Below are 13,008 nucleotides of genomic sequence, written 5' to 3' on the forward strand. Positions count from 1 at the left end.
GACCGGTGACCCCCGGGCGCGGGGGTCAGGCGGGCGCCGACCGGCCCGCGACCCCGGCCGCGGCGGGCTGGGCCCCGGCGATCGCGCGCCCGGCCGGGTAGGCGAGGGCGGCAGAGGGCAGCCGGGCGGGTCGTCCGCTGGCCAGTACCCGCACCAGGCCGGCACGGTTGCGACCGCCGTCCGCGGGGGCGGGACGGGCCGCCGCGTCGGCCACGCGCCGCAGTGTCTGCGCGGCCACCGCCCCGGCGGCGGTGAAGAGCTCGGCCCGGCCGCCCAGCGCGGCGGAGATCCGTTCGTCCACGAGGTCGTAGTGGGTGCACCCCAGCACGACGCCGCGCACGTCCCCCGGGGTGAGGTCGGCGGCGTAGGCGACGGCGTCGTCGATGAGCCGGGGATCCGCGGACTCCACGGCCTCGGCGAGCCCGACGCAGGCGACCGGCGTCACGTCCACGCCGCCCGCGAAGGTCTCGATCAGCCGGCGCTGGTAGGCGCTGCGCGTGGTCGCCACGGTGGACCAGACGGCGATGGGCCCTCCGGCCGCGGCGGCGGGTTTGATCGCGGGGACCGTCCCGACCACCGGCACGTCCGGCTCGAACTCGGCGCGGAGCTCGGCGAGGCCGTGGACCGAGGCCGTGTTGCACGGCACGACCACCGCGTCCAGCCCCCGGCCGCCCGCGGCGCCCGACGCCGCGCGGGCCCCGGCCAGCGCGCGGGCGATCACCTCGTCCGGCGTCCGCCGCCCCCAGGGCATGTGGTCCGGATCCATCGCCAGGAACAGGTCGGCGTCCGGCCTGGCGGCGTGCAGCGCCGCCGCGGTCGAGAGCATGCCGATGCCGGAGTCTACGAGAGCGATACGCACGAACCCAGATCCTACGTCGTGCCCGCCCCCGGCCGCCCACACCGGTCCGGCGACCCCGGGGCACACGTGACCCGGACAACACCCCAGGTAGACGGACTTCTGTGAAGACACGGCACAAATGGGGTGGCACAAGACCGTTACCGATAGGTAGAACTGAGGAGATCGGCCCATCCCAGCCGCTCCCGGCGGCCAGGGCCGATCCGACCCACACTGTGCGTCGCCGACACCGGAACGGGAACTGGGATGACTCCTCAACAGCAGGGAACGGGCAGCGGCACCGCGGCCGGACGGCGGACGGGGTTCGCCGAGCACATAGCGGCGGTCCAGCGGATCCGCCGCGACTACCGGGCGCTTCCGCGGGACGCGCCGGTCCGGCTGGCCAAACCCACCTCCAACCTGTTCCGTTTCCGGGAGCCCTCCTCCGGCCCCGCCCTGGACGCCTCCGGCTTCACCGGCGTCATCGCCATCGACCCGGTCGAGCGCCTCGCCGACGTCGGCGGCATGACCACCTACGAGGACCTCGTCGCGGCCACCCTCCCGCACGGGCTGATGCCGACCGTCGTCCCCCAGCTGCGCACCATCACCCTGGGGGGCGCCGTCACCGGCATGGGGATCGAGTCCTCCTCCTTCCGCAACGGCCTCCCGCACGAGGGCGTCCAGGAGATGGAGATCCTCACCGCCACGGGCGACGTCGTCACCGCCACCCGGGACAACGAGCACAGCGACCTGTTCCACGGCTTCCCCAACTCCTACGGCACGCTCGGCTACAGCCTGCGCCTGCGCATCGAGCTCGAACCCGCGTCCCCCTACGTGCACCTGCGCCACCTGCGCTTCCACGGAGCCGCCGAGGCCATGGACGCGCTCGCCCGGATCTGCGAGGACCTCGAGCACGAGGGGCAGCCGGTCGACTTCGTGGACGGGGTGGCCTTCGGGCCCGGCGAGCTGTACCTCACCCTGGCCCGGTTCACCGACCAGGCGCCCTGGACCAGCGACTACACCGGGAACGACATCTACTACCGGTCCATCCGGCGCCACGCGGGACGCGGCCCGGGCGACTACCTCACCCTCCACGACTACCTGTGGCGCTGGGACACCGACTGGTTCTGGTGCTCGCGCGCCTTCGGCGCCCAGCACCCGCTCGTGCGCCCCCTGTGGCCGCGCTCCCTGAAGCGCTCCGACGTGTACCGCAAGCTGGTCGCCTGGGACCGGCGGACCGACTTCTTCCGCCTCCTCACCCACTACCGGGGCAAGCGCCCCCAGGAACCCCTGATCCAGGACGTCGAGGTCGGCGTCGAGAGGGGGGCCGAGTTCCTGGACTTCTTCCACTCCGAGATCGGCATGGCCCCCGTCTGGATGTGCCCCCTCCGGCTCCGCGAGCCCCGGCGGCCCGAGCTGGGGGAGGGCGAGCACATCTGGCCGCTCTACCCCCTGGAGGACGGCCGCCTCTACGTGAACTTCGGTTTCTGGGGGCTCGTCGACATGAAACCGAACCAGCGCCGCGCCCACCACAACCGGCTCGTCGAGGAGCGCGTCGCCGACCTGGGCGGACACAAGTCCCTGTACTCGGACTCCTTCTACGGCGAGGACGAGTTCTGGCGGCTCTACAACGGTCCCGCGTACTCCGCGCTCAAGGAGGCGTACGACCCCGGGGGGCGGCTGCTGGACCTGTACGCCAAGTGCGTGCGAAACCGCTGACATCACAGGGGCGCGGTCCGCGGGGACGGACCGCCTCCGAGAGAGGTAAGGACAGAGAGCATGCGTCTTGCCGAGATCTTCGAGCGCGTCGTCGGGCCTGACGCGCCCCTCCGGTTCACCGCCTACGACGGCAGCAGCGCAGGGGACCCGGACAGCGACGTCGCCCTGCACGTGCGGACACCGGTCGCCGTCAACTACCTGGCCCAGTCCCCGAACGGGCTCGGGCTCACCCGCGCGTACGTCTCCGGCCACCTGGAGCTGGAGGGCGACATGTACACCGCCCTCAGACACATGGCGGACTTCGCCTTCGCCGAGGGGATCAACGTGTCCGCCCGCGACCTCGCCGAGATCGTCCGCTCCGTGGGCTGGGTCAAGTTCGTCAACCGGGTGGCCCCGCCGCCGGAGGAGATGACCCGCGGCCGGCTGGCGACCCGGGGCTGGCGCCACTCCAAGCAGCGCGACGCCGAGGCGATCCACCACCACTACGACGTCTCCAACGCGTTCTACGAACTGGTGCTGGGTCCGTCCATGACCTACACGTGCGCGGTCTTCGACGACGCCGACGGCGCCCTGGACAGGGTGGGGCGGGAGGACGGGGCGCTGGAGAGCGCCCAGTTCCGCAAGTACGCACTGGTCTCGCGCAAGCTCGGCCTGGAGCCGGGCATGCGCCTGCTCGACGTGGGCTGCGGCTGGGGCGGCATGGTCATGCACGCGGCCCGGGAGCACGGGGTCCGCGCCCTCGGCGTCACCCTGTCCAAGGAGCAGGCCGAGTGGGCGGGCAAGAAGATCGCCCAGGAGGGGCTGTCGGAGCTGGCCGAGGTCCGGCACATGGACTACCGGGACGTGCCCGACGGCAGCTACGACCGGATCAGCTCCATCGGCCTGACCGAGCACATCGGCGCCAGGAACCTCGACGCCTACTTCGCCTCGCTGTACGCCAAGCTGGTCCCCGGGGGCCGGCTGCTCAACCACTCCATCACCCGGCCGCGCAACAACCTCCGGCCGATGGACACCGGCGGCGTCATCAACCGGTACGTGTTCCCCGACGGGGAGCTGGAGGGGGCGGGCCGCATCCAGACCGCGATGAACGACGCGGGCTTCGAGATCCGCCACCAGGAGAACCTGCGCGAGCACTACGCGCTCACCCTCCGCCACTGGGGCGCCAACCTGGAGCGCAACTGGGACGAGGCGGTCGCCGAGGTCGGAGAGGGCACGGCCCGGGTCTGGCGGCTCTACATGGCGGGGTCCGTGCTGGGGTTCGAGCGGGACGTGGTGCAGCTGCACCAGATCCTCGGGGTGAAGCTGGACGGCACCGCCGCCCACATGCCCCTGCGCCCGGAGTTCTGACGCCGGCGCGGCCCCCGGCGCCCCGGGGGCCGCGCCGCCAGGGGCCCGCAGGCCCCTGTTCGCCGGAAGGGGATCCCGGCCTGTCCGGGGCTCCGCCGGGACCCGTTCGCGGCATCATGGACCCGAGCCCCACCACCCAGAAGGGACCACCACCGTGTCCTCAGAGTCATTCTCCGGACCATCCCACGATCCCCGCGACGGCAGGACGCCGCCGCCGGAGACGCCGGACCGCGTCCGGCGGACCGCGATCGAGCTGATCGAGGCCTACGCGGACCGGGACCGGGAGGCGCTCGACGCGGTCGTCCCGCGTGCCGCCGACGACGTGGACGAGGTCCTGTCGGAACTGAAGGTCGTCGCCGCCTTCCTCGGCCGCAGGGTGCAGCAGACCGGTGTGGTGTGGAAGCCCGCCGACTCCCGCGAGGCCGTCGCCCGTACCGTCGCCGAGATGCTCCCGCCCGAACTGGAGTTCGCGGTCGCCACCGCGTGGGAGGCCCACTCGGTCGGAGAGGAGGAGGCCGCCGAGCGCTTCACCCGGGGCGACCCCATGGTCTACGTCCACATGCTCGCCGCGTTCGGCGCCGCCATCGGCCTGGCCGTCTACAAGCGCGCCGAACTCCTGTCCGTCCTGCGTCAGGTCACCGGCCTGGCGGAGTAGGGCGGCGACACGCGGGTCCGGGACCCCGGTGGCGGAGGGGTCGGGCGTGCCCCGGGGCGCGCGGTGAGCCGGTTCCCGGGCCCCGACCCCTAACGGGTCAGACACAAATCACAGTGGTTTACTTCACTGGAGGCCGTTCTTTACGTAGGTTTCCTACCAACCCTCAGGGGACCCTCGAAAGGAACGGGAGGCGTGCCGATGGCCCGCAGACGAACCCACAAGTACGTTCCACTCCCCGCCGCCGCGGTGGCGCTGGTCCTGGCCGCCACGGCGTGCGGGTCCGGCGGGGGCGGCGGCTCCGCCGCCGACGGGCTCACGGTGTGGATCATGCAGGGCACCAACCCCGACGAGACCGGGTTCTTCGAGGAGGCCAACGCCGCGTTCACCGAGGAGACCGGTGTCGAGGTCGACGTCGAGTTCATCCCGTGGCAGGACGCCCAGAACAAGATCTCCACGGCCATCGCCGGAGGGACCACGCCCGACGTGGTCGAGCTCGGCAACACGCTCACCCCAGGGTTCGCCGACGCCGGGGCGCTGCACGACCTGTCCGGGTACGACATCGACACCGACCAGTACATCCCCGGCCTCATGGAGATGGGCCGGCTGGGCGACGGCGTGTACGGCGTCCCCTGGTACGCCTCCATCCGCTCCGTGGTCTACCGCTCGGACATCTTCGAGGAGCACGGCCTGGAGGTGCCGGAGAACTGGGAGGAGCTGCGCGAGACCGCGACGGCCCTCGTCGAGGCGGAGGACGGCATGATCGCCTTCCCCGTCCCCGGCGACGCCCAGTACTCGGTCATGCCCTGGATCTGGGGCGGCGGCGGGGAGATCGCCGTCGAGCAGCCGGACGGCACCTGGGTGTCGGGGATCGACACCCCCGAGGGCCGGGCGGGGATCGAGTTCTTCACCGGCCTCGCCCTGGAGGACGGCACCTCCACCACGGGCGCGGTCAACTGGACCGAGATCGAGGTCATGGAGTCGATCGCCAACGAGGAGGCGGCGATGGCCATCCTCGGCAGCGCCAACCCGAAGGCCATCCTGGAGAGCAACCCCGAGCTGGAGGGCAGGATCGACTCCTTCACCCTCCCCGGCCAGGAGGAGGGGTACATGCCCTCCTTCGCCGGCGGATCCCTGCTCTCGGTCTTCGAGGGCACCGGCAACGAGGAGGCGGCCTGGCAGTACGTCCAGCACCTCACCGGCGACGAGTTCTCCATGCAGTGGTCCGAGGAGACCGGGTTCTTCCCCGGCGTCACCGCGGAGGTCGAGGAGTTCTCCGCGTCGGCCGACCCGATCCTGGGGCCGTTCGCGGTCCAGCTCAACGAGGCGAGCCGCGGCGTTCCGGTGACCCCGGCCTGGACCCAGGTCGAGGCCGAGAAGCTCCTGGTCGGCATGCAGCAGTCCATCCTCAACGGCGAGGCCTCGGTGGACGAGGCCACCGCGGACACCGCCGCGGAGATCGAGCGCATCCTCAACGGGGGTTAGGCAGTGGGAACACCGGTCGGGCTGGGAACCAGTGGACCGGGGCAGGGCGTCCGCCGCCCCTCCGGACCGTCCCCGAGGCGGTCCGGGGCCGGGCGGCGGGCCCCGCTCCTGGGCCGGCGCGCACGGAGGACCCTCCTCCCGTGGGTGCTGCTGGCCCCCGCGCTGACGGTCATCGGGCTGCTCCTGCTGTTCCCGCTCGGCCGGATCCTGTGGCTCTCCTTCCGCGACTTCAAGCTGCGCAACCTGATGTCCGGCGAGTCCGACTTCATCGGACTGGACAACTACGTCGCGCTGCTGACCGACCCGTACCTGTGGCAGGTCGCCATGGTGAACACGGTCGTGTTCGCCGTGGTCGCGGTCCTCGCCACGATCGTCGTCGGCACGCTCGTGGCACTGCTGCTGTCGACGCTGTCCACGGTCCCCCGGCTCATCGTGGTCTCCTGCATCATGGTCGCCTGGGCCATGCCCGCCGTCAGCGGGACCTACGTCTGGGTCTGGATCTTCGACGTCGACAACGGCGTCGTCGCCCAGGCGCTGACCTCCCTCGGGCTGCTCGACCCCTCGGGGCACAACTGGTTCGCCGACCGGCTGTTCTTCTACGCCATCGTCACCCTCAACGTGGTGCACGGCGGTTTCCCGTTCGTGGCGGTCACCGTCCTGGCCGGGCTGCTCACCGTCCCCGCCGAACTCCACGAGGCGGCCCGGATCGACGGGGCCGGGGCCTGGAAGCGCTTCTGGCACGTCACGTTCCCGGTGCTGCGGCCCGTGTTCGCGGTGGTCACGGTGCTGTCGACGATCTGGGACTTCAAGGTGTTCGCGCAGATCTACCTGATGCCCGGCGGCGACGTCGGCGGCTCGGACATGCTCAACCTCGGCGTGTGGTCCTACGTGAGGTCCTTCGGCCACAACGACTACGGGCTGGGCGCGGCCATCGCCGTCCTGCTCACCCTGCTGCTGCTGGTGGTCACGGTGGTCTACCTCAGGGCGCTGTTCCGAGAGGACGGGCTGAGATGACCGGGCGCGGCTTCGGGGCGGGCACGGGGGACCGCGGCTCAGTGGACGCCCGAGACCAGCTTGTCCCGCACCCGGCGCCAGTCCACGGAGGCCAGCGAGCGCCGGTTGAGGTCCTCCCGGACCGCGGACATGGTGCGCAGGTCGTACTCGTCGAGCGGGCGCCCGTCGTCGTTGTCCTGGTTGACCAGGTTGTCCACGTACGCGAACAGCAGCCGGCCGCCCGTGTCGGCGAGGGCGTGCCGGACCGCCCTGTCGCGGAACCGCGCGTCGTGCGGGATCCAGCTGATGACGACCTCGGTGGGGGAGGGGCCCGGGGAGTCGTGCACGGCGCTACCCCGCCGCTTCCGGCGGTCCCGACCATCCTGGCGACACGGCCCTCACCCCTCCTCGCCCGCCGGGGCCGGACAGGCGTCCCGCACCGGGCAGAGGTGGATTCTAACGGCCCGTCCCGGCCGCCGGACAACCCGATCCCGCCCTACGGGCGCCGCTGACGAGGAGGACCGTTGGGCACGACCGCACACGTATCGGCCGCCGCCGACCGCGACTGGGAGGAACGGGTCCGCCGGGCCAGGCGCAGGGGCGGCGCCGTCCGCTCCGGCCGCCTCCTGGCCAAGGGCGCCGCGGTGGGCGCGCTGCTGCTGTTCACCCTGTTCCCGGTGTACTTCATGCTGACGAGCGCGTTCTCGGACCGGAGCACCTCGGGCACCGGGGCGCTGCTGCCGACCGCGCCGACCCTGGACAACTTCGCCTACGTCCTGACCGAGGGCAACTTCGACACGTACATGGCCAACTCGCTGGCGGTCGCCTGCATCACGGTGGCGGGCGCGTGCGTGCTGTCGCTGCTGGCCGCGGTGGCGGTGGCCCGGTTCCGCTTCCGGTTCCGCACCGCCGTGCTGGTCATGATCCTCATCGTGCAGATGGTGCCGCTGGAGGCGCTGGTCATCCCGCTCTTCCTCCAGGTGCGCGACCTCCAGATGCTCAACACCCTGCTCGGCCTGGGCATCGTGTACGTGGCCCTGTCCCTGCCGCTGGCGGTGTGGATGATGCGGGGCTTCGTCGCGGCCGTGCCCGTGGAGGTGGAGGAGGCCGCCTACATCGACGGCGCCTCCTGGCTCCAGATGTTCTGGAGGGTCCTGTTCCCACTCGTCGCGCCCGGCCTGGTGGCGACCGCGATCTTCTCGTTCATCGTGGCCTGGAACGAGTTCGTGCTCGCTCTGACCTTCATGACCCAGAGCGAGAACTACACCGTCGCGGTCGGCCTGCGCCAGTTCTTCGGCCAGTACGCCAACGAGTGGGGGCACGTGATGGCCGCGTCCACCCTCATCACCCTCCCGGTCATGGTCTTCTTCATCCTCGTCCAGCGCTTCCTGGTCTCCGGCCTGGTCCAGGGCGCGGTCAAGGGATAGGGGCGGGGCCGGCCCCGGGAGGACCGGCCCCGCGCCCCCGGGCCGACGGCGGCGGAGCCGCCCGCGCCGGTCGTCCCCGCGCGTGCGCGCACGCGCGGGGAAGAAGTGGGGGCGCGTGTCAGCCGCGCAGCTCGCGCTTGAGGATCTTCCCGGTGGACGTCATGGGCAGCTCGGTGCGGAACTCGACCTCGCGCGGGTACTTGTAGCCCGCCAGGCGCTCCTTGGACCAGGAGACGAGCTCGTCGGCGGTGAGGTCGGCGCCCTCCTTGAGGATCACGAACGCCTTGACCTCCTCGCCGTGGGTGTCGTGCGGGACGCCGACGACCGCGGCGAGGCCGACCGCGTCGTGGGTCATCAGGACCTCCTCGACCTCGCGCGGGTACACGTTGTACCCGCCGCGGATGATCATGTCCTTGGAGCGGTCGATGATGAAGTAGAAGCCCTCCTCGTCCCGGCGGGCGATGTCGCCGGTACGGAACCATCCGTCCCGGATGACCTCGGCGTTCACCTCGGGGCGGTTGTGGTAGCCCTTCATCACCAGGTGGCCGCGGACGGCGATCTCCCCGACCGGCTCCCTGTCCTCCTCCTGGACGACCTCGTTCCAGTCCGGGTCGATCAGCTTCATCTCCACGCCCCACACCGGGCGGCCGATCGAACCGGTCTTGGCCTTGACCCGGGGGTTGTTGAAGGAGGCGACCGGCGAGGTCTCGGACAGGCCGTAGCCCTCCTTGATGCCGACGCCGAACACCTTGGTGAAGTCCTCGGCGAGTTGGCCGGGCAGGGCGGCGCCGCCGGAGACGGCGTCGACCATGTTCGCGGCGATGCCCTCGAGGTCGTACTCGCCGGCCCCGGCGCCCCGGACCGCGTTGAGCAGGCCCCAGTACATGGTGGGCACTCCCGCGAACCCGGTGACGCCCTCCTTCTCCATGAGGCGCAGGGCCTCGCCCCCGTCGAAGCGCGGCATGAGGACCATGGTCCCGTGGCGGTACAGGCAGGCGTTGAGCATGACCGTCTGGCCGAAGATGTGGAACAGCGGGAGGACCACCAGGGAGACGTCGCGGCCCTCCGGGTGCGCGTTCACCAGCTTGGCCGAGCCGATGGCGTTCATCATCAGGTTGTTGTGGCTCAGCTCGGCGCCCTTGGGCTTGCCGGTCGTGCCGCTCGTGTAGATGATGACCGCCGTGTCCTCGGCGCTCGTCTGCACGCTCTCGAACTCGCCGGACCGGCCCTCCAGCGCCTTCCAGAAGGTCTCGGCGCCGTCGATGGCGGACTCGGTGGCGCCGGGCACGGCGGGGAGGTCCACGTAGATGTCGCAGCCGTCCGTCTGCTGGAAGGCCTCGTGGGCGCGCGCGCCCAGCGGCAGTTCCGGGGTGCCGGTGAACGCGAACAGCGCCTTGGCCCCGGAGTCCTCCAGGTGGTAGGCGATCTCACGGGGGGTCAGCAGCACGTTCAGGGGGACGACCACCGCGCCCGCCTTGAGGGCGCCGAAGTAGACGAACGGGAAGTAGGGCACGTTCGGACTGGCGAGTGCGACCCGGTCGCCGGGTCTGATCCCCCGGGAGACGAGGAGGTCGGCTACCTGGTTGGCGATCATGTCGGTGAGGGCGTAGTTCAGGCGCAGGTCCCCGAAGACCAGGCACTCCTTCTCGGGCGCCGAGCGGGCGCCGTCCTCCAGAAGCACGGACAGGTTGAACATGGGGGCCTCCCGCAGGCAGATGAATCCGGTGGGTCCGGATAAGTCAGGACACGCACGAAGGGAACCGGTGTGACCGGGATCGCGTGTTCTGTGCCACTTTTACGGCAGGGTAACAAACCGAACAGTCGGTGTGGAGAGGACGCGGGTCCGTAATCTCACCGATCTTCTCGCTACGCTCCGTCACGATTTCCGGCCCCCGGGCGGGCGGGGGCCGTCCGCGGGCCGGGGGCGCGAACGCGTCCTGCGCCCGACCCGCCAACCGCTAACCTGTGGGAAGTACACCCAGACGCGGCTAAGGAACCTTCAGCGATGACAGCGGTAGACGGCGACCAGACGACGGGCGACACCTACGACGCCCGCGCCCTCCAGGACAAATGGCAGGCGCGCTGGGCCGCCGAGCTCCCGTTCCAGGCCGAGGAGGACCCCGGGGACACCCGTCCGCGCTCCTACATCGTCGACATGTTTGCCTACCCCTCCGGCGACCTGCACATGGGTCACGCGGAGGCGTACGCCATCGGCGACGTCATCGGCCGCTACCGCTTCCAGCGCGGCGACAACGTCCTGCACCCCGTCGGCTGGGACTCCTTCGGGCTGCCCGCCGAGAACGCGGCGATCAAGAACGACTCGCACCCGGCCGAGTGGACCTACGCCAACATCGAGACCCAGGCGGCCTCGTTCCGGCGCTACGGCATCGGCGTGGACTGGTCGCGCCGCCTGCACACCTCGGACCCCGAGTACTACAAGTGGAACCAGTGGCTGTTCACCCGCTTCTTCGAGCGCGGGCTGGCCTACCGCAAGGACGGCCAGGTCAACTGGTGCCCCAAGGACCAGACGGTGCTCGCCAACGAGCAGGTCGTCCAGGGCAGGTGCGAGCGCTGCGGCTCCGACGTCGTCCGCCGCAGCCTGAACCAGTGGTACTTCAAGATCACCGACTACGCCCAGCGCCTGCTGGACGACATGGACCAGCTCGACGGAGGCCGCTGGCCCGACGAGATCCTGGCCATGCAGCGCAACTGGATCGGCCGCTCCACCGGCGCCGACGTGCACTTCCGGATCGAGGGCCGCGACGAGCCGGTCACGGTGTTCACCACGCGCCCGGACACCCTCTACGGCGCCACGTTCTTCGTGGTGGCCGCCGACGCCGACCTGGCGGAGGAGCTGTGCGCCCCCGAGCAGCGGGAGGCCTTCGACGCCTACCGCGCCGAGGTCGCCAAGCTCTCCGACATCGAGCGCCAGGCCACCGAGCGCCCCAAGACCGGTGTCTTCCTGGGCCGCTACGCCGTCAACCCCGTCAACGGCGAGCGCATGCCCGTCTGGGCCGCCGACTACGTCCTGGCCGACTACGGCCACGGCGCCATCATGGCGGTGCCCGCGCACGACCAGCGCGACCTCGACTTCGCCCTGGCCTTCGACCTGCCGGTCAGGGTCGTGGTGGAGACCGGCGAGCCCGACCCGGCGGAGACCGGCGTGGCCACCGCGGGCGAGGGCACGCTGCGCGACTCCGGTCCGCTGGACGGCCTGGCCAAGGCCGAGGCGATCGAGCGCATCATCGGGGTGCTCGCCGAGCGCGGCACCGGCGAGGGCACGGTCAACTACCGGCTGCGCGACTGGCTGCTGTCCCGCCAGCGCTACTGGGGCACGCCCATCCCGATCGTCCACTGCCCCTCGTGCGGCGAGGTCGCGGTCCCCGACGACCAGCTGCCCGTCACCCTCCCCGAGCTGAAGGGCGCCGAGCTGGCGCCCAAGGGCGTGTCGCCCCTGGCCTCGGCCGAGGAGTGGGTCAACGTGGACTGCCCGTCCTGCGCGGGCCCCGCCCTGCGGGACACCGACACCATGGACACCTTCGTGGACTCGTCCTGGTACTTCCTGCGCTACTGCTCGCCCCGCCTGGACACCGCCCCGTTCGACGTCGAGGCGGTCGACAAGTGGGGGCCGGTCGACCACTACATCGGCGGCAAGGAGCACGCGACGCTCCACCTGATGTACGCCCGCTTCTTCACCAAGGTCCTGCACGACCTGGGCATGGTGTCCTTCACCGAGCCCTTCCGCCGCCTGACCAACCAGGGGCAGGTCATCAACCAGGGCCGGGCGATGTCCAAGTCCCTGGGCAACGGCGTCGACCTGGGCAAGGAGATCGACGCCTACGGCGTGGACGCCGTCCGGCTGACCATGCTCTTCGCCTCCCCCCCGGAGGAGGACGTCGACTGGGCCGACGTGTCCGCCGTCGCGGCGCAGAAGTTCCTCAACCGCGCCTACCGGGTGATGAGCGAGGCGGGAGCGGCCAGCGAGCCCGGCACCGACCCCGCCGGGGGCGACACCGCCCTGCGCAGGGTCACGCACCGCACCATCGACCAGATCACGAACCTGGTCGAGTCGCGGCGGTTCAACGTGGCCATCGCCCGCACCATGGAGCTGGTCTCGGCGGCCCGCAAGGCCATCGACTCCGGCCCCGGCGCGGGCGACCCCGCGGTGCGCGAGGCCGCCGAGTTCGTGGCCGTCGCCCTGTCCCTGTTCGCGCCCTACGTGGCGGAGGAGGGCTGGGAGAAGCTGGGGCACGTGGGCACCGTCGCCGTCGGCCACTGGCCCGAGGCGGACCCCGGCCTCCTGGTGCAGGAGACCGTGACCTGTGTCGTGCAGGTCCAGAGCAAGGTCCGTGACAAGCTGTCCGTGGCGCCCGACATCGACCCCGCCGAGCTGGAGAAGCTGGCGCTGGCGTCGGAGCGGGCCCAGGGCTTCATCGGCGACAAGCAGATCCGCAAGGTCATCGTGCGCGCGCCGAAGCTGGTGAACATCGTCGTCGGCTGACCGGAACGGGACGGCGGCCGCCGGGCGCGGCCGCCGTCCCCCGCGGTCG

General features: G+C 71.3%; 10 protein-coding genes. 7 read left to right on the forward strand and 3 right to left on the reverse strand.

From position 1 onward, the window contains the following. Positions 1-25: 25 nt before the first annotated feature. Positions 26-859, reverse strand: a complete 834-nt coding sequence (locus ACQPYD_RS07050) for a glutamate racemase (protein WP_433700274.1) — start codon at positions 857-859, stop codon at positions 26-28. A gap of 243 nt (positions 860-1,102) precedes the next feature. Between ACQPYD_RS07050 and ACQPYD_RS07055 the strand changes: the two genes are divergently transcribed. The 5 genes from ACQPYD_RS07055 (at position 1,103) to ACQPYD_RS07075 (ending at position 7,052) form a co-directional block, all read left to right on the forward strand. Continuing rightward, positions 1,103-2,554: an FAD-binding oxidoreductase gene (locus ACQPYD_RS07055; RefSeq protein WP_433700275.1), complete on the forward strand. Its 1,452-nt coding sequence runs from the start codon at positions 1,103-1,105 to the stop codon at positions 2,552-2,554. 60 nt (positions 2,555-2,614) lie between these two features. Next, positions 2,615-3,901 carry a class I SAM-dependent methyltransferase gene (locus tag ACQPYD_RS07060; protein ID WP_433700276.1) on the forward strand — a complete coding sequence of 429 codons (1,287 nt, stop codon included), beginning with the start codon at positions 2,615-2,617 and terminating at the stop codon, positions 3,899-3,901. Positions 3,902-4,055: 154 nt separating this feature from the next. Continuing rightward, positions 4,056-4,556: a hypothetical protein gene (locus ACQPYD_RS07065; RefSeq protein WP_267948651.1), complete on the forward strand. Its 501-nt coding sequence runs from the start codon at positions 4,056-4,058 to the stop codon at positions 4,554-4,556. A 198-nt stretch (positions 4,557-4,754) separates the two neighbouring features. Next, the gene (locus ACQPYD_RS07070; protein ID WP_433700277.1) at positions 4,755-6,038 is read left to right on the forward strand and encodes a sugar ABC transporter substrate-binding protein; all 1,284 of its coding nucleotides are present in this window, start codon (positions 4,755-4,757) and stop codon (positions 6,036-6,038) included. A gap of 108 nt (positions 6,039-6,146) precedes the next feature. Further along, a complete protein-coding gene (locus tag ACQPYD_RS07075; protein ID WP_433701978.1) occupies positions 6,147-7,052 on the forward strand; it encodes a carbohydrate ABC transporter permease in 906 nt (301 codons plus the stop codon). A 38-nt stretch (positions 7,053-7,090) separates the two neighbouring features. On the opposite strand, the gene ACQPYD_RS07080 is transcribed toward ACQPYD_RS07075, so the two are convergent. Next, positions 7,091-7,378, reverse strand: a complete 288-nt coding sequence (locus ACQPYD_RS07080) for a hypothetical protein (protein ID WP_267948653.1) — start codon at positions 7,376-7,378, stop codon at positions 7,091-7,093. A gap of 297 nt (positions 7,379-7,675) precedes the next feature. Between ACQPYD_RS07080 and ACQPYD_RS07085 the strand changes: the two genes are divergently transcribed. Continuing rightward, positions 7,676-8,458 (forward strand): carbohydrate ABC transporter permease, encoded by a 783-nt coding sequence (locus ACQPYD_RS07085; RefSeq protein ID WP_433701979.1) that lies wholly within the window; start codon positions 7,676-7,678, stop codon positions 8,456-8,458. Positions 8,459-8,576: 118 nt separating this feature from the next. Here the strand turns inward: ACQPYD_RS07085 and ACQPYD_RS07090 are convergent, their stop codons facing one another. Further along, positions 8,577-10,154 carry a long-chain-fatty-acid--CoA ligase gene (locus ACQPYD_RS07090; protein ID WP_433700278.1) on the reverse strand — a complete coding sequence of 526 codons (1,578 nt, stop codon included), beginning with the start codon at positions 10,152-10,154 and terminating at the stop codon, positions 8,577-8,579. A 309-nt stretch (positions 10,155-10,463) separates the two neighbouring features. Here ACQPYD_RS07090 and leuS point away from each other — a divergent pair, with 309 nt between their 5' ends. Next, on the forward strand, positions 10,464-12,959 hold the full coding sequence (leuS, locus tag ACQPYD_RS07095) for a leucine--tRNA ligase (RefSeq protein WP_433700279.1): 2,496 nt from the start codon (positions 10,464-10,466) through the stop codon (positions 12,957-12,959). Positions 12,960-13,008 lie beyond the last annotated feature (49 nt).

This window comes from Nocardiopsis sp. CA-288880 (assembly GCF_050955985.1).
Lineage (GTDB): Bacteria > Actinomycetota > Actinomycetes > Streptosporangiales > Streptosporangiaceae > Nocardiopsis > Nocardiopsis tropica.

Coding starts and splice junctions, on each gene's coding strand:
- leuS (WP_433700279.1), top strand. CDS start 10,464: ATGACAGCGGTAGACGGCGACCAGACGACGGGCGACACCTACGACGCC.
- ACQPYD_RS07060 (WP_433700276.1), top strand. CDS start 2,615: ATGCGTCTTGCCGAGATCTTCGAGCGCGTCGTCGGGCCTGACGCGCCC.
- ACQPYD_RS07055 (WP_433700275.1), top strand. CDS start 1,103: ATGACTCCTCAACAGCAGGGAACGGGCAGCGGCACCGCGGCCGGACGG.
- ACQPYD_RS07070 (WP_433700277.1), top strand. CDS start 4,755: ATGGCCCGCAGACGAACCCACAAGTACGTTCCACTCCCCGCCGCCGCG.
- ACQPYD_RS07090 (WP_433700278.1), bottom strand. CDS start 10,154: ATGTTCAACCTGTCCGTGCTTCTGGAGGACGGCGCCCGCTCGGCGCCC.